This is a genomic window from Marinobacter sp. B-21 (genome assembly GCF_056857895.1).
This window is the reverse complement of sequence record NZ_JBSXNZ010000070.1, coordinates 131,619-153,264: the sequence shown is the minus strand read 5'-3', so window position 1 is coordinate 153,264 and position 21,646 is coordinate 131,619. Positions and strand designations below refer to the sequence as shown.

19 protein-coding genes are annotated in these 21,646 nt (G+C 58.2%); 10 read left to right on the top strand and 9 right to left on the bottom strand.

Going from position 1 to position 21,646, the window contains the following annotated elements; all coding sequences use genetic code 11:
- Positions 1-8 precede the first annotated feature (8 nt).
- The 6 genes from AC13C0_RS09905 (at position 9) to AC13C0_RS09880 (ending at position 6,951) form a co-directional block, all read left to right on the top strand.
- Positions 9-479 carry a PaaI family thioesterase gene (locus AC13C0_RS09905; RefSeq protein ID WP_482954323.1) on the top strand — a complete coding sequence of 157 codons (471 nt, stop codon included), beginning with the start codon at positions 9-11 and terminating at the stop codon, positions 477-479.
- The gene (locus AC13C0_RS09900; protein ID WP_117616863.1) at positions 476-910 is read left to right on the top strand and encodes a PaaI family thioesterase; all 435 of its coding nucleotides are present in this window, start codon (positions 476-478) and stop codon (positions 908-910) included. Before AC13C0_RS09905 ends, AC13C0_RS09900 begins: the two co-directional genes overlap by 4 nt.
- Positions 911-1,133: 223 nt before the next feature.
- Entirely contained in the window at positions 1,134-3,026 is a 1,893-nt protein-coding gene (gene htpG / locus AC13C0_RS09895) for a molecular chaperone HtpG (RefSeq protein WP_341581801.1), read from the top strand.
- A 6-nt stretch (positions 3,027-3,032) separates the two neighbouring features.
- Positions 3,033-3,251 (top strand): DUF2835 domain-containing protein, encoded by a 219-nt coding sequence (locus AC13C0_RS09890; protein ID WP_482954322.1) that lies wholly within the window; start codon positions 3,033-3,035, stop codon positions 3,249-3,251.
- A 368-nt stretch (positions 3,252-3,619) separates the two neighbouring features.
- Entirely contained in the window at positions 3,620-5,791 is a 2,172-nt protein-coding gene (katG, locus tag AC13C0_RS09885; protein ID WP_482954321.1) for a catalase/peroxidase HPI, read from the top strand.
- Positions 5,792-5,928: 137 nt separating this feature from the next.
- Entirely contained in the window at positions 5,929-6,951 is a 1,023-nt protein-coding gene (locus AC13C0_RS09880) for a tRNA dihydrouridine synthase (RefSeq protein WP_341581806.1), read from the top strand.
- Between the two features lie 47 nt (positions 6,952-6,998).
- Here AC13C0_RS09880 and AC13C0_RS09875 read toward each other — a convergent pair whose 3' ends face one another.
- A complete protein-coding gene (locus AC13C0_RS09875; RefSeq protein WP_341581808.1) occupies positions 6,999-8,012 on the bottom strand; it encodes a class I fructose-bisphosphate aldolase in 1,014 nt (337 codons plus the stop codon).
- A gap of 162 nt (positions 8,013-8,174) precedes the next feature.
- Between AC13C0_RS09875 and AC13C0_RS09870 the strand changes: the two genes are divergently transcribed.
- Complete coding sequence (locus AC13C0_RS09870; RefSeq protein ID WP_341581810.1) at positions 8,175-10,250, top strand: dehydrogenase; 2,076 nt, start codon at positions 8,175-8,177, stop codon at positions 10,248-10,250.
- Positions 10,251-10,266: 16 nt separating this feature from the next.
- Here AC13C0_RS09870 and AC13C0_RS09865 read toward each other — a convergent pair whose 3' ends face one another.
- Positions 10,267-10,989: an anti-sigma factor family protein gene (locus AC13C0_RS09865; RefSeq protein WP_341581812.1), complete on the bottom strand. Its 723-nt coding sequence runs from the start codon at positions 10,987-10,989 to the stop codon at positions 10,267-10,269.
- The gene (locus tag AC13C0_RS09860) at positions 10,986-11,477 is read right to left on the bottom strand and encodes an RNA polymerase sigma factor (protein WP_482954320.1); all 492 of its coding nucleotides are present in this window, start codon (positions 11,475-11,477) and stop codon (positions 10,986-10,988) included. The genes AC13C0_RS09865 and AC13C0_RS09860 overlap by 4 nt, the downstream gene beginning before the upstream one ends.
- 128 nt (positions 11,478-11,605) lie before the next feature.
- On the opposite strand from AC13C0_RS09860, the gene AC13C0_RS09855 reads away from it, so the two are divergent.
- Entirely contained in the window at positions 11,606-12,940 is a 1,335-nt protein-coding gene (locus tag AC13C0_RS09855) for a S8 family serine peptidase (protein ID WP_482954319.1), read from the top strand.
- Between the two features lie 10 nt (positions 12,941-12,950).
- On the opposite strand, the gene AC13C0_RS09850 is transcribed toward AC13C0_RS09855, so the two are convergent.
- The 6 genes from AC13C0_RS09850 to AC13C0_RS09825 form a co-directional block, all read right to left on the bottom strand.
- Positions 12,951-13,922 carry a surface lipoprotein assembly modifier gene (locus AC13C0_RS09850; protein ID WP_482954318.1) on the bottom strand — a complete coding sequence of 324 codons (972 nt, stop codon included), beginning with the start codon at positions 13,920-13,922 and terminating at the stop codon, positions 12,951-12,953.
- A 75-nt stretch (positions 13,923-13,997) separates the two neighbouring features.
- The gene (locus AC13C0_RS09845) at positions 13,998-14,471 is read right to left on the bottom strand and encodes a hypothetical protein (protein ID WP_117616872.1); all 474 of its coding nucleotides are present in this window, start codon (positions 14,469-14,471) and stop codon (positions 13,998-14,000) included.
- 87 nt (positions 14,472-14,558) lie between these two features.
- A complete protein-coding gene (locus AC13C0_RS09840) occupies positions 14,559-16,748 on the bottom strand; it encodes an OsmC domain/YcaO domain-containing protein (protein WP_341581821.1) in 2,190 nt (729 codons plus the stop codon).
- A gap of 142 nt (positions 16,749-16,890) precedes the next feature.
- On the bottom strand, positions 16,891-17,910 hold the full coding sequence (locus AC13C0_RS09835) for a sodium:calcium antiporter (protein WP_117616874.1): 1,020 nt from the start codon (positions 17,908-17,910) through the stop codon (positions 16,891-16,893).
- Positions 17,911-17,964: 54 nt separating this feature from the next.
- Entirely contained in the window at positions 17,965-19,251 is a 1,287-nt protein-coding gene (locus AC13C0_RS09830) for a cation:proton antiporter (RefSeq protein WP_117616875.1), read from the bottom strand.
- Positions 19,252-19,289: 38 nt separating this feature from the next.
- Positions 19,290-19,583, bottom strand: a complete 294-nt coding sequence (locus AC13C0_RS09825; RefSeq protein ID WP_227539383.1) for a hypothetical protein — start codon at positions 19,581-19,583, stop codon at positions 19,290-19,292.
- Positions 19,584-19,775: 192 nt separating this feature from the next.
- Between AC13C0_RS09825 and AC13C0_RS09820 the strand changes: the two genes are divergently transcribed.
- Together AC13C0_RS09820 and AC13C0_RS09815 are read left to right on the top strand one after the other, a co-directional pair.
- The gene (locus AC13C0_RS09820; RefSeq protein ID WP_227539384.1) at positions 19,776-20,306 is read left to right on the top strand and encodes a GNAT family N-acetyltransferase; all 531 of its coding nucleotides are present in this window, start codon (positions 19,776-19,778) and stop codon (positions 20,304-20,306) included.
- Between the two features lie 28 nt (positions 20,307-20,334).
- Entirely contained in the window at positions 20,335-21,444 is a 1,110-nt protein-coding gene (locus AC13C0_RS09815; protein ID WP_117616876.1) for a histone deacetylase family protein, read from the top strand.
- The last annotated feature ends 202 nt before the right edge of the window (positions 21,445-21,646 follow it).

Here is a 21,646-nt window from a genome sequence, read left to right as displayed (position 1 = left end):
GAACCTGAATGAACGATGACATCCGACGGAAGCGGGTTACCCGTTTTATCGATACGCTCAACCAGGCCAAGGAGCTCGGCCTCACGGTTACCAGGGCCAAAAAAGGCAACCTGACACTGTGCCTGCCCTACAGTGACCGGATCATCGGAAATCCGGACACGGGCGTGATTCATGGCGGTGCCATAACGACATTGATGGATACAACCTCAGGTTGCGTGATTCTGTGCACCCTGGAGGACTTCGAACTCTGCCCGACGCTGGACCTGCGGGTGGACTACATGCGCCCGGCGCAGCCCCACCAGCCGGTTTATGCCCGGGCCAAAACCTACCGGGTAACCCGTAACATTATCTTTACCCGCTGTGAGGCTTACCAGGAGGGGGGTGAAACGATTGCAAACTGCGTAGCCACCTTCATGCGCATTGGAAAGGATGCCAGCCCCAGACATTACCGGGACCTGATTACAGGAGGTGAAGAATGACCGATCCGGAAATCCTCCGGTATACCCAGGAAACCGGCGACTTCAGCCGGATGCTTGAAAGTATTCCCTACGCCACCTGGATCGGCCTGCACTGTGAGCGGTTCGGAGACGACCTGATTTTCCGCCTGCCCTGCAAGGATTCCAACCTCGGCAACCCGATCCTGCCGGCCATCCACGGCGGTGTGATTGGTGGCTTTATGGAAATGGCCGCCAATATCTACCTGATTATGTCCCAGGAAAGCCTTCGCATGCCCCGCATCGTCGACTTCTCCCTGGATTACCTCCGGGCGGGCCTCAACCGCGAAACCTACGCCGAATGCCGCCTGACCCGCCAGGGCAATCGTGTGGCCAACGTGATGGTCAGCGCCTGGCAGAAATCCCGTTCGCAACCCATAGCAACTGCCCGGGCCCACTTCCTCCTCGAAGACTGACTTTGCCGATACACCGGGGCTTGAAATGCCCCGGTGTGCCCCCAATTCCTGTTCAACACGAACTCGATAGCCAGGTGGCGCGGGTAGGAAGGGCTTTCCAAAACCGTGCGGAGCCATGGATGGCGGAGCCGAGCGTACAGGGAAGTATTCACAGCGTGTTTTGGAAAGCCCTTCCTACCCGCGCCGCTCCACCGATTGAAACAAAGCAGGAGTGCCAAACGCCATGACGGTTGAAACGCAAAAAGAGACCCTGGGTTTTCAGACCGAAGTGAAGCAGCTGCTTCATTTGATGATCCATTCCCTGTATTCCAACAAGGAAATCTTTCTTCGCGAGCTGATTTCGAACGCCTCGGATGCCGAAGACAAACTGCGTTTCGCGGCGCTGAAGGATGACGGCCTGTATGAAAGCGATCCTGAGCTGAAGATTCGTCTGGATTTCGATGAAGAGGCCAATACCGTCACGCTGACCGACAACGGCATCGGTATGACCCGTGACGACGTTATCCAGAACCTCGGCACCATTGCCCGTTCCGGAACGGCCGAATTCCTGCAGCAGTTGTCCGGTGATGAGAAAAAGGACAGCAAGCTGATCGGTCAGTTCGGTGTCGGTTTCTACTCAGCGTTTATCGTGTCCGACAAAGTTGATGTGTTCACCCGTCGTGCCGGTGCGCCTGGCGAAGAGGGCGTGCATTGGGAATCCAAAGGCGACGGTGAGTTCTCCATTGAGCAGGTGAACCTGGAGAACCGGGGCACCCAGATCGTCCTCCACCTGAAACCCGACGCCAAGGAATTTGCCAACGGCTGGAAACTGCGCAGTCTGGTGAAGAAGTACTCGGATCACATTTCCTTCCCGGTGGTGATGAAAGCCGAATCCGACGAGGGCGAAAAGAAAGACGAGTACGAGACCGTCAACGATGCGACGGCGCTCTGGACCCTTCCGCGTACCGAGATCAAGGACGAGGAGTACAAGGAGTTCTACAAGCACATCGCCCACGATTTCGAAGACCCGCTGACCTGGTCCCACAACAAGGTGGAAGGCAAGCTGGACTACACCAGCCTGCTGTACATTCCGGCCCGTGCGCCGTTTGACCTGTACAACCGGGAAGCGCCCCGTGGCCTGAAGCTGTACGTGCAGCGTGTGTTCATCATGGACGACGCCGAGCAGTTCCTGCCCCTGTACCTGCGCTTTGCGAAGGGCGTGATCGATTCCAACGATCTGTCCCTGAACGTGTCCCGGGAGATCCTGCAGAACGACAGCACGGTGGAAAGCATCCGTACCGCGGTCACCAAGCGGGTTCTGGACATGCTGTCCAAGCTGGCGAAGAAGGATCCGGAGCAGTACCAGAAGTTCTGGGGCGAGTTTGGCACCGTTCTCAAGGAAGGCCCGGCGGAGGATTTCAGCAACCGCGAGAAAATTGCCGGCCTGCTGCGTTTTGCCTCTACCCATACCGGCGAGAGCACCCAGAACGTGTCTCTGGATGAGTACATCGGCCGCATGAAGGAAGGTCAGAAGAAGCTCTACTACATTACTGCCGACAACTTCACCGCCGCCAAGAGCAGCCCGCATCTTGAAGTGTTCCGCAAGAAGGGCATTGAGGTACTGATCCTGTCTGACCGTATCGACGAATGGATGATGGGTTACCTCAACGAATACGATGACAAGCAGTTCCAGGACGTGGCCCGGGGGGACCTGGACCTTGGCGAAGTGGAAACCGAGGAAGACAAAAAGCACAAGGAAGAGGCCGCCGAGGAGCACAAGGACCTGCTTGAGCGCATCAAGAACGCCCTGAACGACCGGGTTCAGGAAGTGCGTGTTACCAACCGCCTGACCGACTCACCGGCGTGCCTGGTTGTGGGTGACTTCGACATGGGCGCGCAGATGAAAAAGATCATGGAAGCCGCCGGCCAGAAAGTGCCGGACAGCAAGCCAATCTTTGAAATCAACGTGGACCATCCGCTGGTCCAGCGCCTGGAAAGCGAGAAGGGCGATGAGCGGTTCAGCGAGCTCTCGGCGGTACTGCTTGACCAAGCCACCCTTGCCAGCGGTGAGCAGCTCCAGGACCCGGGGGCCTACGTAACCCGCCTGAACCGTCTGTTGCTGGAACTGGCGAACTAAGCGCCTATGCAGCAGATCATAGTGGATATCAGCATCAGCCCTGATGAGTGGATCAAACTCTATCAGGGCGTTGCCACCGATGTTCACACCACGGCCCGGGACGGACGCTCTGTCCGGTTCCCGGCCCGTATCCTTTTCCGTTTCTACCTTCGCGATGGTATTCGCGGCAGTTTCCGCATTGTGTTTGACGATGCCGGCAAGTTCTCCTCCATCGAACGGCTTTGATCAGCCGAATACACCATCCATAAACAAAAGCTTTCACAATTTTATTTTTAATTAATTGTATTGCGCGCTCTGCCTCACGCTATGGTGAGATTGTTCTCGTCAGGCAGGAGCAGGTCCATGTCAGATGTGTTTTCACTCAGTCATTCTATCGCCTGGCCGGATTTTCTCGGAATCCTGGCAGATTACTCGAGCGATTATGCTTGTGCCCAGTAACCGGAATGAAGCCCGCAGAGTCTGCGGGAAACCCTATAGGCACACGCTATCCCGGATATAAGAAATACTCAGAGCAGAGTGTTTGTTGTGTCCTATAGTTAGAGGTGCCGAAATCGAAGCAGTGTCGTTTTGCCAACCCCAATGAGGAGAGAGAAATGACAGACAACAACAGTACGGGTGGAAAGTGCCCCGTAATGCATGGCTCGAACACGCAGGAGAAGGCCGACGTAGCCGGTTGGTGGCCTGAAAACCTCAATCTTGACATTCTTCATCAGCACGACCGCAAAACGAATCCCCTCGGTGAGGAATTCGATTATCGGGACGAGGTCAAAAAGCTCGACTACGAAGCGCTTGAAAAAGACATGCACGAGCTGATGACCAACAGCCAGGAATGGTGGCCTGCTGACTGGGGGCACTATGGCGGCCTGATGATCCGTATGGCGTGGCACGCTGCCGGTACCTACCGACTGGCCGATGGCCGTGGCGGCGCAGGTACGGGTAACCAGCGATTTGCACCACTGAACTCCTGGCCTGATAACGGTAACCTCGATAAAGCCCGGCGTCTGCTGTGGCCGCTCAAGAAAAAGTACGGCAACAAAGTGAGCTGGGCTGACCTGTTTATCCTGGCCGGCAACGTTGCTTACGAGTCCTTTGGCTTTAAGACATTCGGTTTCTCCTACGGCCGTGAGGACATCTGGCACCCGGAGAAAGACATTTACTGGGGGGCTGAAAAAGAGTGGCTGGCGCCGTCCGACAGCCGTTACGAAGACGTCGAAAAGCCCGACACCATGGAAAACCCGCTGGCCGCAGTCCAGATGGGACTGATCTACGTGAACCCGGAAGGGGTCAACGGTCAGCCGGATCCGCAGAAAACCGCTGAGCAGGTACGTGTGACCTTTGCTCGTATGGCGATGAATGACGAAGAAACCGCTGCGCTGACGGCTGGCGGCCACACCGTCGGCAAGGCCCATGGTAACGGTGACGCCGATGCCCTGGGGCCAGAGCCGGAAGGTGCAGACGTGGAAACCCAGGGCTTTGGCTGGATAAACCCCAACTTGCAGGGAAAGGCGACCAATGCCGTTACCTCTGGCATTGAGGGCGCCTGGACCACAAACCCCACCAAGTTTGACATGGGCTACTTCGATCTGCTGTTCGGCTACGAGTGGCAGTTGACCAAGAGCCCGGCGGGTGTAAACCAGTGGGAACCGGTGGATATCAAAGAAGAGCACATGCCGGTTGATCCCACCGATCCCTCTGTGCGCCGCAAGCCGATGATGACGGATGCGGACATGGGCATGAAGGTGGACCCGAAGTACCGTGCGATCTGTGAAAAGTTCATGGCAGATCCCGAATACTTCAAGGACTGCTTCGCCCGCGCCTGGTTCAAGCTGACTCACCGGGACATGGGCCCGAAAGCCCGTTATATCGGCCCGGACGTACCGACCGAAGATCTGATCTGGCAGGATCCGGTTCCCCAGGGCGAGACCAACTACATTGAGGAAGTGGTCAAAGAGAAAATCGCCGAAGCCGGCCTGAGCCTGAACGAGCTGGTCTGCACCGCGTGGGACAGCGCCCGTACGTTCCGCGGTTCGGACATGCGCGGTGGCGCCAACGGTGCGCGCATTCGCCTGGCTCCGCAAAAGGGCTGGGAAGGCAATGAGCCAGATCGCTTGGCCAGGGTGCTGAAGGTTTACGAGAAAATCTCTGCGGACACCGGCGCCAGCGTCGCTGATGTCATCGTGCTCGGCGGCAACCTGGGTATCGAGATGGCAGCAAAAGCCGCCGGCCACGAGGTTCACGTTCCTTTCCTGAAGGGCCGTGGCGATGCCACCGACGAAATGACGGATGCTGAATCCTTTGATCCCATGGAGCCGCTGTCTGACGGCTTCCGTAACTGGCAGAAGAAGGATTACGTGGTCAAGCCGGAAGAAATGCTTCTGGACCGCGCCCAGCTGATGGGCCTGACCGCGCCTGAAATGACCGTTCTGCTCGGGGGTATGCGGGTGCTGGGCACCAACCACGGTGGCACCAAGCACGGCGTATTCACGGATCGCGTTGGCCAGCTGACCAACGACTTCTTCGTGAATCTGACCGACATGGCCAACCGTTGGGAGCCCACTGGCAAGAACTCGTACAACATTGTGGATCGCAAGAACGGCAATACCAAATTCACCGCGACCCGTGTTGATCTTGTGTTCGGTTCCAACTCCATCCTGCGTGCCTACGCAGAGCTGTACGCCCAGGACGACAACGAGGAGAAGTTCGTGAAGGACTTTGTTGCCGCCTGGACCAAGGTCATGAACGCCGACCGTTTTGACGTTAAATAAGACCTGCCGGTAAGTGAATGGGCATCCCGGTACCGGGGTGCCCGTCTACCAACTTCCCGCCAAATTCCTTACAATCCGCTCCGTCTGATTATTGATCAGTCTCACCCTGAACAGCCCCTCTTTCTGCTGGAGCACTCATGCGAATCATTCTCGCCCCGATGGAAGGGCTGGTCGACGCACCTATCCGTGAAACACTGACCAAGGTCGGTGGGATTGACCGGTGCGTGACGGAATTCGTTCGCGTAACCCATGGCATGCTGCCGCCGAGAGTGTTCTACAAATACGCCCCGGAACTTCATAACCAGTCGCTCACCGAAGTGGGCACGCCCGTGGCTGTCCAGTTGCTGGGTTCAGACCCGCAGCAGATGGCCCGCCATGGCGTGCGTGCCGCGGAACTTGGCGCAACCCAGGTGGATATCAATTTTGGCTGCCCGGCCAAAACCGTGAACAAGCACAAGGGAGGGTGCGTGTTGATGCGTGAGCCGGAGCTGATGCATGAGATTGTGGCTGCGGTGCGCCAGGCCGTGCCAAAGCGGGTGCCGGTAACGGCCAAGATGCGCCTGGGTTATGACGATCGATCCATGGGCGTGGCCTGCGCCCAGGCCCTGGAAGCGGCCGGAGCGGAAGAGATTGTTATCCATGCCCGCAGCAAAGTGGATGGCTACAAACCGCCTGCCTACTGGGAGGAAATCGCCCAAGCACGGGAAGCGGTGAAGACCCATATTATTGCCAACGGCGAGATCTGGACCGTCGCGGACTACTGGCGATGCCGTGAGGTGTCCGGTTGCGACGATGTGATGATCGGCCGTGGCCTGATTGCGCGGCCAGACCTGGCCCGGCAGATCAAGGCAAGCCAGGAGGGCGAAACGGTACCGGATATGACCTGGCAGGAAGCTGTGGCCCTGGTTCGTGAGTACGCCACGGTTCTGCAAGGCTGGCTGGAGGACCGCTACGTGACCGGCCGCATCAAGCAATGGCTCAACTTCCTGCGCCAGGGTTTCGCCGAGGCTGAAGCCCTCTGGCCAGAGGCCCGCAAGATCCGCCGGGTGGCCCCCATGATGGCCTGCCTGAAGCAGCCAGGACGGGTGCCAGCGTTGTCCTGCCTACCGGTATCATCGCTGAGTGGCCGCGCCATGGCGTTTAATGGTGCGGACGACTGAGCCTCTGGCTGCAACTGAAGAAAAGCCTGGCTCGCGGCCGGGGATAATCAGTCTTCCATCTCTGGCCGGTACTTGCCCGAGCGGGCGGCCCCGTTCAGGCGGGCGCGCTTGATCAGTGCGGCCTGAGCGTCCGGGCCGTTATCCAGGTTGCCGGCCCAGGCCTTCTGGGCCGGCTCCTGCAAGGCCCGGCCGTAGGAGAAGCTCAGCTCCCAGGGCTGGGCGCCCATACTGTTCATAGCATTCAGGTTGATGGTGGCTTCTTCCGGGGTCTGGCCTCCTGAGAGGAAGCAGATGCCCGGTACCGCTGCCGGCACCGCCCGACGAAAAACGCCAAGGGTTGCCGTTGCCACTTGTTCCGGCGAGGCCTTCGGGCTTTCCTTGCCGGGTGTCACCATGCTGGGCTTCAGGATCATCTGTTCGAGCGCCACTTTGTGGCGGTAAAGGGCGTGGAATACCTCGCGAATCACTGCTTCACTCACTTCCGCGCAGCGCTCGATGGTGTGGTTGCCATCAATCAGTACCTCCGGCTCCACAATGGGCACGATGCCCAGGGACTGGCAGATAGCGGCATAGCGGGCGAGAACCTCGGCATTGGCCTCTATGGCCTGCCGCGAGGGCAGGGTGTCCGAGATGTGGAACACATCGCGCCACTTGGCAAACCGGGTGCCCTGGTGCTTGTAGATTTCCAGGCGGTCTTCAAGGCCATCCAACCCAACTGTGATCTCGTCACCCGGAGCGTTAATCAGGGGCTGCTTGCCCTTGTCCACCTTGATGCCCGGCACAATGCCCTTGCTGGCAAGCAGTTTTGGCATGGGCTCATTGTCCAGGCTGTTCTGGCCCAGAGTTTCCTCAAACAGAATCACACCGCTGATAAACTCCCCAAGACCCGAGGCTGAGAAAATCAGGCTGCGGTACTCCCGGCGTTTTTCTTCGCTGGACTCAACCCCAACGGCCTTGAAGCGCTTGGCGATGGTGGGGTGGCTCTCATCGGCGGCGAGAATTCCCTTGCCCGGCTGCACCAGTTCCCGGACGGTGGCGTTCAGTTCTTCCTGAATGGTCATAGTAAGCTCCTGATTGATCCGTAACAGTCTGAGTGGTCGTTCGGCCCGCCACCTAATTGTAGACGCTGAATAGCGGTCTGGAATTTGATCTGGGCTAAGGCAGAAACCGAGGTACTGCATTAGGCTGTATTTAATAACAACAGGAAAAGGGAAGGCCTGAGTATGAAAACCGTTGTCAGTGTCAGCCAGGGATCATCCGAATACGATTACGATCTGGAAACCGAGTTTCTGGGCCAGCCTTTCCGGATTATCCGCATCGGCACAGACGGTGATCTGTCCCGGGCGGAAGCGGTGCTGGAATCGGTGCATTCCCAGGCAGACGCCATCGGCCTGAGCATGATTCACGACCACTACGAGGTGGGCCGGGAACAGCTTGAACACCCGGATACCGCCCGGCTGGAGGCCTGCGTTCCGGATAAGCCGGTCACAACCGGCGCGGGCCTGCGGGGTATTCTGCAGGAGTGGGCGGTGCGCCACACCCAGTCCGGACTCGGGCATTTCTTTGATAACGCCCGGGTGGTCTTCATGAACGGGCAGGCGGGTTATCGCATTGCCAGGGCGTTATCCGAACACACTGAAAACCTGTTTTTTGCCGACCCCTACACCGATTTCGGCGTGCCAAGGTTGCTTACGTCCCTGAAACAGCTCGAAACCTACACCTCGCTGACCGCGCCCATCATGTTCCGGCCTGCGGCGGTGAAAACCGTCGAGACCATTCTGCGCACACCGCTGTACCGCCTCGGAGAGGGTCTTGTTAAGGGTTCCCTGCATCACGCGGTGTCCGAAGCCCACGTGATTGTGGCGGCTATCGGAGACCTGGAGCACTTCAGCCAGAAAGAGCTGGATGGCAAAACCGTAATCACGTCTCGGGTTACTGAGTCCTCCCTTGACTGGATGCGTTCCAGGCGAGTGGCCATGGTGGTGGACTACAGCCCCTGGCTGGAAGGCCGGCCGGTTGGGGTCAACGTGATGGAAGCGATGATCAGTGCGGCGCTCTCCCGGACGCCGGAGCAACTGGGGCCGGATGACTATCTGGATGTGATCCAGAGCCTTGGTATCGAGCCCAGAATTCTGTACCCCAACGGATACCGCCGGGTGAACCGCTTCGCTTTTGTGATCCACCCGCTTTCGCAGCAGTACCTCACCAAGACGCCGCCCCTGGACTGGATTGCCAATGTGTCGCCTCCGATGGTGATGAATCTGGTTGAGAAGGCCGTGGCCTATACACCGCCGTTTATCTACTCGAAGGTTTCCGGCATCAGGTCACCCACGGGCGATGAAGTGGAGGGCTGGCTGATTACTGTCGGTGGCACGCCCCGGGAGATCATGGCGCACGGCCCGGAGTTTACCTACGCAAGGCTGCTGCAGGCGGCAAAACTGGCGAAAAAGCTTGGTGCCCAGATCATGGGCCTCGGCGCGTTTACCAAGGTCGTGGGTGATGCCGGTATTACGGTGGCCAAGCGGGCGCCGCTGCCGATCACCACCGGCAACAGCTACAGTGCCTCCGGCGCCCTCTGGGCGGCCCATGATGCCATGAAGATAATAGGGCGGGTCAGTATCGGCCCTAGTGGCAAAGCAGCCGGCAAGGCCATGGTCGTGGGCGCCACCGGTGCCATTGGGTCTGTCTGCGCGCGCCTGCTGGCCAAGGCAGTGGACGAAGTCTATCTCGCAGCGCCGGAGCCTGCGAAGCTGCTCGCACTGAAGGAAAGCATTGAGCAGGAAACACCAGGCGCCATTGTGCACGTTGCCGGTTCCGCGGAGCGCGATCTGGCAGACATGGACATGATCGTGACCGCCACCTCCGGCGCTGGCAAACGTATCCTGGACATCATGAAAGTGAAGCCGGGTTGCGTGATTACCGACGTGGCCCGGCCGCTGGATATTCCCGCGGAAGATGTGGCCAAGCGCCCGGATGTACTGGTGATTGAATCCGGCGAGATCCAGCTACCGGGCGAGGTGCGCATGAAAGACATCGGCCTGCCCAAAGGGATCGCCTATGCCTGCCTGGCGGAAACCGTGGTGCTGGCGCTGGAAGCGCGCTTTGAGAACTTCACCCTGGGCCGCAATATCGAGTGGGAGAAGGTAAGGGAGATCTACAGGCTGGGCCTGAAACATGGCATGAAGCTGGCCGCCATCTCCGGGGTGAACGGAGTCTTTGCCGAGGAGGATTTCGAACGGGTTCGGGTTCTGGCGGCCAGTAAAGAGGATCAGGCGGAAGGATCAAGCACGCCGGCGTAACGCACGCCGCTGATGATCACCGTTTCCATTGCTGCCCAAGCAATGCGCTTTCGGCCTCAGGCCCAAGCGGTGGCCCGGACATCATCTGGTCGAGCTGGTCGTCAAGAAGGCTCCCACCGCTGGCGGTTTGGTAGCCGTCCGCAGTAACTGGCTGGCCGGTTTCTACCTGAACTCTCTGTTCCCAGGTGCCTGATTGCGTGCGGCAGGCAATCTGCTCCGAGGCAGTGTTTCCGGCGTCGAGCCCGAACTGTCGGCACCATTCTCCGGTTTGGTTCCTGAAGGTTAAGCGGGGCGTCAGCATGGCATCGTCACTGGCGGAATACGCCTGGCCACTGGGCTGGCTCTCCAGTATTTCAGCGACCGCTGGCCACGCAGGATTGCCGTCAGATGGCAGTGTCAGCCACTGAGCCAACGCAAATCCTGCAACCACGGCGGCGGCAATTGCTTTGCCGGAGTGCTCGCGCAGTCTCCGCCACCACGGAAATGCGATGACATGATCATTCGCCCCTGACGCGGCCCTCCGGTCTTCTTCTGCCAGCATCCTGCTCACGGCTGCTGGCAGGGGGCGGTCGTCAATTGAGCTGTAGTGTCCCTGAAGTTCCGAATCCACGGCTGCCAGCTCTGCCAACCGGTCAGCCAGCGAAGGGTCAACGGCGAGTTGTTCCCTGACCGCGGCCATTTCCGCTGAACTGAGTTCACTGTCAAGGAAAGCTGACAGGGTTTCGTCTGTTATCTTCATGAATCGGTCCTCAAGGTTGTAGGTGACAGGGCGTGGCTCAGTGCGGCCCTGGCGCGGGCCAGCCGGCTCATGACAGTGCCTTTGGGCACCTCGAGTATTTCCGCCACCATCTTGTAGGGCATACCCTGGATAGCAACAAGCGAAATGATCTGGCGCTGGTCTTCGGGTAACCGCGACATGGCGGACTCCACCCGGTTCCACTCGATTTCTTTGGTTGTCTGGTGCTCGCCATTGGTCACCAGGCCATCGCTCAGCTCCGGCTGCTCGGCGGCCTCACGCCGAACCTTTCGGGCCCGGCACTCGTCGATCCAGACATTGCGGCATATCCGGAAGGCCCACTTGGTGAGATCAACATCACCCGGCATATCGCGCGTCAGAAGTCGTTCAACGGTATTCTGGAGCAGGTCGTCGGCATCTGCCATTGAGCCGGTCAGCGAGTAGGCAAACCTTCGAAGACCTGGTAGTAGTTCGGTGATTTCCTGTTGCATAGTGCTCTTTGTGAGTCGGAGTTATCGGGTAGACGATCTGGCAAACGGTTTATTCCATGCTGGATGGAATTTTTTTCAGATCGGGCCGTTAGAGTAAGTGAAACGTTCCGGAATTTGGATTGTATATAATGAAGCCAGTTTTCAAACCGACAGTTTTGTCAGTTGTGGTTTTCTTCTGCGCGCCGATACCGGGGGTGGCGCTGACCGGAGGCGGGGTGTTGGACAACCCGGCCGGCAGCATCACCCGACAGGTGGAGAGAAATGCAGAGCGCCTGGTTGAGCGGGCAGCAAACCGGCGAATCGATAACCGTTTAAAGAAACAGACTGACTCCCTCAAGGGCAGCCTTAAGACGTTGCCCGAGGTCCTGCCTGTCTACACGGCAACGGGGCACAAAGCGTTCAATGATGTCGCGCTCAAGGATGGATTCAGGGCGGTAGAGCGGCAATGGCTGGTGACAGGCACAGCGGAGGAGATTGAAGGCCTGGATCGTCCCGGGATTACGGTTCTGGAACGGACGACGTTATCCGGGCTCGGCATGATGGTCGCGAGATTCAGGGTTCGTGCCGACATGGACTCACTCGAGACCCTGCGAACCCTTCTGCCAGGACTGGCAGACCGCCTGGACCGTAATCACGTCTACAGCCCACAGATTAGCCAGTCCCAGTACCCGGGAGAGGCTGAGGCCAGCCCGGGTGAAAGCCTGTGTGAGGGCCCCGTCAGGATAGGAATGATTGACACCTCGGTGGCAACCGAACATCCCGCTTTTCAGGATGCCCGGATCATTGAGCAACGTTTTTTGTCGACTGAGGGTGGGAGGGGAGACCTCGCCCCTGTGACGGAGCATGGTACAGCGGTCGCGGGCCAACTGGTTGGTCGCAGGGGCGAATCGGGGAAGGCCCGATTGCCAGCGGCAACCCTGTTTAACGCCTCGGTTTTTTACAGCCGAACGAAAGACCTCTCCGGTGCCACGCTGGGGCATCTGTTAGAGGGCTTGGACTGGTTGGCAACTCAGAAACTGCCCGTGATCAATATCAGCCTTACCGGCCCGGATAACCTGCTGTTGGCAGGAGCCGTCAGAAAGCTGCGGGAACAGGGCACGTTGCTGGTTGCTGCGGTAGGCAATGAGGGGCCTGCCGCGCCACCACTTTATCCGGCTGCCTATCCCGAGGTCGTGGGTGTTACCGCAGCGTCCCGAACGGGCGATTTGTACCGGTGGGCAAACCGGGGAGAACAGGTGATGTTTGCGGCACATGGTGTCGCGGTTGACGTTCCCCATCCAGACGGTGGCGTGATAACGGATAGCGGAACCTCGCTGGCGGCTCCCGTGGTTACGGCTGCCCTGGCCTGTAGCGTTAGTGGTGGTGATTCAGAGGCGGCTCTGGCGGCGCTGATTGACCAGGCCCAGGATCTGGGTGAGCCTGGTCGTGACAGTCTGTTTGGCTTCGGTTTCCTGCCGTATTGAACAGCCGTGGTCAGAAACCCGCCCTGAACGTCAGGCCGGCAATGGTCTGCGTGTAATCGGTCGAATCCTCGTCCGACCGGTAGATACCGTGCGATACCGAGGGCTCTAGGCTGAAGGTCTCATTCAGGCCAATTCGCCAGCTGGCTTCAAATACATGGACCCGCTCCGCCCGACGGCTGGTTGACGCATCCACGAAATCGCCAGTGAACGGGTTGTCCAGAAAGGGATTGGAGGCAGAGACCGCAGGCTGGTCATACTCCCGGGTTTCATACCTCCAGCCAAGGCGAAACCGGTTCTCCTCGCGGCCCAGCGAGAACCGGTTGAGCAAAACCGCCCTGACACGCCAGAGATCGTTGTCGAAAGCGTCCGCCTGGGCATCTTCCTGATCGTAGTCCAGGCCGATGAGGAAATGACTCCGGGCGTTGTTGAAAAAGAAAAACGAATCCAGGCTCGCCCCTCGGATGTCTGCGTCGCGGGCGTTGCTCTGCTCATACTCTTTTTGCTTGTCCTGCAGGCTGGCCAACAGGTACACGTCGTCACCGATGAGACTGCCAAGGTAGGCGCTGGCCCTGCGGAAATCGAGGAAGGGTTCTGAGCCGAGGGTAGATTGCGAGTAGTGATAACTGGTTCCAATGGTCACCGGGTCGAAATCGTAACTGAGGTCTGCAGAGAGCAGGTGAATGTCCTGGTCGAACTGGTCAAGATTCTGATAGCGACTGCCGGACAGGGAATATCCGAGGGTAAGATTCAGTCGCTCCACTGGCTTCAGCACGCCTTCGAGGCCCGCATCAAAAACCCAGGCTTGGTCACTTTTGTTCGAGGCGGCATTCAGGTCATCGACCGAGACATTGCTGTCTTGCTCGAAACCGGTTGAGAGGTGGCCGTTCAGAGCCGCCTGATCGACGGCCCCGGCAGAAGATGCAAGGGGTACCATGAGGCTGAAAACCGAGACGACATAGGGGGCGGGTCGCGTGAGCTGCATGGCTGCGTGTTCCTCCTGAGCTGGAAAAAAGGAGCCGGGCCAGAAAGGCCCGGCTGTCCGGATTTTGCGGACTTCTTAAAGCAGCCCACCGCTGGCGGAACCTTTCATAGTGCTCCGCACGGAATTCCGGACCTCGCTTTTAACGCTGTCGGAGACAGACGTGCCGATCTGCTGATTGGTTTCAGCGCGGATCCCGGCGTTTCGGGCTTTGTTGATCCGGTCTTTCGCCTGATCGGCTCTTTCATTGGCCTCGCCTCTGGCGGCGGTTGCCGTTGCCGAAGCTGTGCTCCGTACCTGCTGACCGGCCTCAACACCGGCGCTGATGGCCTGGCTGGCACTCTGGCGTGCTTCGTCCCGGGCGGCTTTGCCATCCGCATTGCCCTGGGCACTGGCTGATGCGCCACCCTGGGCGGAAACGCCGTTCTGTGTGCTGGCTTCGGCACTCATGTTGGCGTCCGCTTTTGCATTGGCGCTGGCAGCGCCTTCAGCTGCAAAGGCGCCGGTGGACAGAAGTGAGCAGATTGCGAGTGTCAGTAGGTGTTTTTTCATGGTTACGTCCTCCTGTTTTCCCGTTTCGGGTTGCTTTCATCAGGAGGACGTACCAGGTAAGGATTTATTCCAGAAAAAATCCGGAAATTATCGCAGACCGGCTTTTACAGCACGGGCGGTATGCAGTTTCCTGTAGCTTTCGATTAACCGCTGGTGCTTCTCCAGCCCCTCCAGCTTCATGTTGGTGGGCTCCAGGCCATGGAAACGTACGGTGCCATCCACCGAGCCCACAACGGCCTCCATGGTTTTCTCACCGAACATGCGTGTGAAGTTGGTGAGGTAGTCGCCCAGCCCCATGTCGTCGTCGAGGGTGACTTCCAGTACCGCATACATCGCGCGGTAGAACAGGCCACGCTCGACGGTGTTGTCGTTGAACTGCAGGAACATGTCGACAAACTCGAGCGCTTCCTCATGCCATTGCAGGGCAAGGCAGATCAGGATTTTCAGCTCCAGGATGGTGAGCTGGCCCCACACGGTGTTCTCATCGAACTCCACGCCGATCAGGGTGATGATCGTCATGTAGTTGTCGAGCTGGCTGGCTTCCAGGCGCTCCACCAGATCGGCCAGCTGCTCATTATTCAGACGGTGCAGGTTGAGGATGTCCTCCCGGTAGTCCAGGGCCATGTTGGTGTTATCCATGATCAGGTCCTCGACCGGATACACCTCGGAATACCCCGGTACCAGAATCCGGCAGACCGGTGCGCCCAGTTCCTCATAAATTGCGACATACACTTCCTTGCCCAACTCCCGGAGGATTCCGAACAGACACGCAGCTTCCTCCACATTGGTGCCAGAGAAGTCCCACTCGACGAAGTCGTAATCGGCTTTCGCGCTGAAGAAACGCCAGGAAACCACCCCGGTGGAATCAATGAAGTGCTCCACGAAGTTGTTCGGTTCGGTGACCGCGAGGCTGTTGAACGTCGGCGCTGGCACATCGTTCAGACCTTCGAAACTGCGACCCTGCAGCAGTTCGGTCAGGCTCCGCTCAAGGGCCACTTCAAAGCTCGGGTGGGCACCGAAGGAGGCAAACACGCCACCGGTTCCCGGGTTCATCAGGGTGACGCACATCACCGGGAACTGGCCGCCCAGGGAGGCATCTTTCACCAGTGTCGGGAAGCCCTGGGCTTCAAGGGCTTCAATGCCTTCGAGGATGTCCGGGTATTTCTCCAGTACTTCCCGGGGCACATCCGGCAGGGCAATTTCCTCTTCGATAATCTGCTTCTTCACCGCCCGCTCAAAAATTTCCGAGAGGCACTGCACCTCTGCCTCGTTCAGGGTGTTACCGGCACTCATGCCGTTGCTGAGAAACAGGTTCTCGATCAGGTTGGAGGGGAAATACACCACTTCGCCATCGGACTGGCGCACGAAGGGCAGGGATACGATTCCGCGCTCGGCTTTGCCGGAATTGGTGTCGATCAGGTTGGAGCCGCACAGCTCGCCATCCGGGTTGTAGATGGCCAGGCAGTGATCATCCAGAATGCCCTCCGGCAACTCGTCATCCGGTCCCGGCTTGAACCATTTTTCGTTCGGGTAGTGGACGAACTCGCTGCTGGCAATCGCTTCCCCGAAAAACTGGTCATTGTAGAAGAAGTTGCAGCTGAGCCGCTCGATAAACTCTCCCAGTGCTGAGCACAGGGCACTCTCCTTGGTGGCGCCCTTGCCGTTGGTGAAGCACATGGGCGAGGCCGCATCGCGGATATGCAGGGACCACACATGCGGCACAATGTTGCGCCAGGAGGCAATCTCGATCTTCATGCCCAGATCTTTAAGGATGCCGGTCATGTTGGCGATGGTCTGCTCCAGGGGCAGGTCCTTACCTTCGATAAAGGTCTGGCTGCCGCCTTCCGGTTGCGTCATCAGTAGCGCCTGGGCGTCTGCATCCAGGTTTTCGACGGTTTCAATCTCAAAGGTCGGGCCGGTCTGTACCACCTTTTTCACGGTGCAGCGGTCGATGGAGCGCAGAATGCCCTGGCGGTCTTTCTCGGAGATGTCTTCCGGCAGCTCCACGGAAATCTTGAAGATCTGGTTGTAGCGGTTCTCCGGGTCGACGATGTTGTTCTGGGACAGCCGGATGTTCTCTGTGGGAATGTCCCGCGCCAGGCAGTAAACCCGAACAAAATAGGCCGCACACAGCGCCGAGGAAGCCAGGAAGTAATCAAACGGGCTGGGCGCCGAGCCGTCGCCCTTGTAGCGGATGGGCTGGTCGGTCACGACCGTGAAATCGTCAAACCTGGCTTCAAGTCTTAGGTTCTCGAGAAAGTTGACGTTGATTTCCATTACAAAGATACCTGGATCGGAGAATTTGGCGCGCCATGGGTTTTAATGGCGGGCATTATCCAGTTTTTGCAGGCGTTCGTCTTGGTCGGTCTTCTACGGATGATTCAATGCCTGCTCACGTGCCCTCGTTGATCAACCGGTACTATCCGCTCACTATCACTATGACTAACGCCACGGTATAAACCGTCAGTATTAGTGCACTCTCAAAGCCGATCCGGCCAATGCCATATAGTTGGCGCCGCACCATTCCCATCAGCAGCGTAGCCGTCATCAGAATGGTTACAAGGCCCCAGGTCATCTGGATTGGCGTGATGTCGTGATAGATGGAACCGCCCGGGTAGCCCACATCGGCGGAAGCGATCACCAGCATATTAAAGCAGTTGGTGCCGAAGATGTTGCTCACCGCGAGGGTGAGAGCGCCCCTGCGAATGGCTGCAATGGTAGTGACCAGTTCGGGCGAAGATGTGGCGAGCGCTGTAAACAGACCGCCGATCAGGGTATCGGACAGGCCCGTTTCGTCACTGATGACCTTGGCACCTTCCATCAGTACCCAGCCGGCAACGCCTGTTACTGCAGCCAGCACGATGAAACTGATCCAGGCCTGGGCCAGGCCGCCACGCAGATAATGCTCGGGCGTGTCGGGCACGGTTTGATGGGTAAGACGAGGAAACCACATGGGTTTACTGTCAGTGCTGCGAACCAGGTGCAGCCCGAACAGATAGGCCGCGGCAATCACCGGTGTGATCGGATGCACTCCCCACAGGGAAACCGGCGGGCTGGCGATTGCCAGCAGCGGCAGCGTCAGCAGTACGATCAGCAAGGCGGCCAGCATCAGGTTGGTGGGAGAGGCGGCCGCGTGTTCCAGGTTGGCCTTGCGGTAAATGATATCCGCAATGCCCAGAAAAACGAGGTTCGCCGCCATGCTGCCCATAATATTGCTCATGGCAAGGTCGGGCCTGGAATCCATCGCTGCGCTGAGCGTGGCGGCGAAATCAGGCAGTGAGGTTACCCCTGCCAGCAGAAAGATCCCGAACAGCGCCTCACCCAGGCCTGTTCGATCAGCCAGTTCATCCGCCACCCGCGCCAGCCGGCTGCCGGCGGTAACAATGACGATGGAAGCAATGACAAAAGCGATAATGCCGGTAGTCAGGGAGGGAAACACACAGGGCCTCGTAAGGTTGCTTGCACCACCCGGAAGCCTGACACACAGCTCTTCTTACGGCCACCATTTCAGGATCATCGGCCTGGCAGTCATGCCATGGATGATGATCGAGAGCACGATAACAACCAGCGTAATGTGGATGAACTCTACGGAGAGCTCTTCCGGCAGGCCAAAGACGATTGCGAACATCAGGTAATAGATCGAGCCGATGCCGCGCACGCCGAACCAGCCGACCAGCATCTGCAGCCTGAACGGGGTTCCGGAACCCAGCAGGCCGAGGAAAACGCTGACAGGGCGAACGATTACAAAGAGGAACAGCGCCAAGCCGACGGCTCTGAAGCTCCAGGAGTTAACAAACAGCATCCCGCCCAGTAACAGAACGAGCACCAGTTCTGAGAGCCGCTCCAGGGGTTCCTTGAAAAGCAGGGAACCTTGGGACACCTGGGGGTTCAGTTGCGGCTTCGGTCTCGCCGTGTCATCAGGATATTCGGATACCGCGTCAGCGTTATGGTCAGAGGCGTTTTCACCGGCGAGTCTGAGTTCCGATTGCCGGAGAGAAATAGCCGCCACAAAAACCGCCAGAAACCCCCAGGCATCAAGCACCAGGCAGATGCCATAAACCACTCCGATCAAGCCCAGACCAAGAAAGTCATCCAGCAACGGGCCCTCGCTTTCCAGAAAGCGTTGTTTATGTGCAATTTGCGCCAACAATCGCCCCATCACCAGCCCAACAACCAGGGCAGAGAGCGTCGACCACAATACGTCCTTCAACACCCAGGTGCCCAGCAGTTCAAAACTTGCCGGGGCGCTAATCAGGGCCAGCCCGAGCATGACAAACGGGAAGGCACTGCCATCATTCATGCCGGCTTCACTGGTCAGGGTGAATCGCAACGGGTCCTTATCACCCGCATGCCGAACCTGAACCTCCGTCGCCAACACGGGGTCGGTGGGCGCCAGAATGCCACCGAGAAGAATGGCCGCCCCCAGAGGCAGGGCCAGGACGTAGTAACCAAAAACGGCAGTCAGGGCGACACTGATGGTCATGGAAACAAATGCGAGCCGCACGGGAACATGCCATTCCCGCCAATGGAATGAGACTGGCATCTTCATGCCAGCAATGAACAACGACACCAGCACCGCGACTTCGGCCAGTACTTGCAGAAAATGCGCTTGTTTCAGCGGGTTGAAATGAAAGGCACCAAACACTGTCGGTCCCAGGGCAACGCCAACAGCCAGGTAGACCAGCGTCGGTGTCAGGTGGTAACGCTTCAGAAGGGATGACCGCAGACCGATCATGATCAACAGGCTTCCGATCAATACAAACCAGAGGGCGACGGTCAAGCTAGTTCCCCAATGAAGATGTTGTAGTACTGTTTTTTTCAATGATGCCTGGTTCCGGCCTGCCAGTCGATCCGGTTGAGAGATTTACGCCGGTTCAGCCGCGACAATCCAGCAACCAGGCCACTCAGCACAGCAATGGTGGGCCGTACGATTAGCCGCATTACCCAACTGCCGATGTACAGCACCGGCAGTAGTATCACCAGCCAGCCGAGAAACTGCACCAGCCATACCGAATAGCCCAGAACTTCCGGTACCTCGGCGAGAAAGTCACTAATGATGCCGGGGTGGGTGACCACAAGGTAGCCCACCCACCACCACCGGCCATTTGGCATATCGGCGCTGTTACCCGCTGGATGATCCGGATTCTATGCCAAGTGCAGTTCCAGGGACCGGACTTTTGTCCCGGGTATGGAGAGCGACTAGACTACTGATAGTGTCTCGGATTGGTACCTGTCTGGAAAAGGCGAAGCCGGCCCCGATTGTTCCTCGGTTTGCTCTGCGCGATGGGGTTACAGGAGTTATTTATGGGCAGAAAGAAAACTGATAACGGGTTCGTCATAAGGGAGGCCCGGGAAGAGGACCTCCCGTTAATGGTAGGCTTCCTCGTCAAACTGGCGCTGCATGTCTCAGGGGAAGAACCGCAGGATCTCAGGGAGAGCGAGCGCAAACGGCTTCTCAAGGCTTTGAGCTCCTCTTTGAAGGCTCAGGATAAACACCTGGTTGTGGCAGATAGTACCGAGGCAGGACTGGTAGGAATGGGCTACGTTTATGTCTGGAGTAGCCAGGGCATCTGGGCGCAGACTGAGCCAGTGGAGTTCAAGTCGGGAATGATTGATGATGTCTGGGTCGAGCCCGAATTCCGGAATCGCGGTATTTTTAAAGCTCTGCTTCGGGATTTGGTGGCGTTTGCGGAGAGCCACAACGTTCCCGAGCTGATTCTCGAATATTCCGCCTCTAACGAAGAGGCCAGGGCCGCGTGGACCAAATTGGGTTTCAGGCCCACGGGCATTCGCGCCGCGGCTTTCACCTCAACGGTGAAACAAGCCCTGGCGTAGTGGCAATGACAAAGAAAGGGAAGGTCTCATGATCGGCGATCGCAGTGTACATGTGTTTTATGATGAGGTAATGCTGGGACACAACCCTGAGGTGGATCTGCCGTTCATGCCCAGCCGGGTGGAAAAGCGCGTCAGGTCCATTCTCAAGGGGCTGGATTTCAAATGGAGTTATCCGGAACATCCGGGCCGGCTGACTGCAATCAAGGCGTACCTCGATGAGCATCCCATAAAGGGTGTCCAGGTCAGGACCGGAGCCGCCTCTGCAATGTACAACCAACTGGCGCGAGTACACACCGCCTCCTACCTGGATCACATGTTTTCACTGGCGGGCAAGCGTGCCTGGCTCGACAAGGATACAACAGCCGTTTCACCGGAAAGCATTAACGCGGCCACCGCAGCGGCCGGAAATGCCATTGCTGCCGTAGAAAGTGTCTTGAAGGGTGAATGCAATAGCGCGTTCGCCCTGGTGCGCCCCCCCGGGCATCACGCTGAGCCGGTGCGGGCTCGGGGTTTCTGTCTGCTCAACAACGTTGCCGTAGCGGCGGCCCATGCCCAGGCCAAACTGGGCTGTGAACGTATCCTGATCATTGACTGGGACGCCCACCACGGTAACGGTACCCAGGATATCTTCTGGGCAGAGCCGGATGTGCTGTTCTTTGACACCCATTGCGAGGCGCCCTTTTATCCGGGTTCGGGCCACATCGAGGAGGTCGGTGACGGTCTCGGGGAGGGTTACACCATCAATGTTCCGCTGCCGGAAACTGCGGGTGACGTTGCCTTTGAGAAAGTCTTTCGCGACATTCTGGTGCCTGCTGCCGATTACTTTAAACCGGATCTTGTGCTGGTCTCGGCCGGGTTCGACCCACACCGTAACGATATGGCGCTGAACCTGACCTACGACGGCTTCCGGGTGATCACCCGAATCGTTCAGGAGATCGCCGAAAAGCACTGTGAAGGACGACTGGCACTGGTTCTGGAAGGCGGTTACAGCCTGACGTCGCTTTCTAAAGGGGTGCATGCGGTGCTTGAGACGCTGGCAGGCGGCGACGTGCCGAAAGTCTGGGAAATGGGCGTCAGGGAAGCAGAAAATGCGGCAGAATTCCACCGCTCTGCTTTCAGCGATGAGGAAGAAGAATAACCTGCAGGCTGTCCTTTATATGTGCGAATCAGCCATGTTTTCGTTTATACGGCTGAAGGGCCGTGCAAACGGGGTCCCAACTGAGACGGGACACCAGCAGCCTGTCGGACTTAAGGCTGATCTACTGTGCCGGTGGGAAAGCGGCTCAAATTTCCCGGATTTTTCGTTGCATAGAACCACTATGCGCCTCAAAATCCAAAAA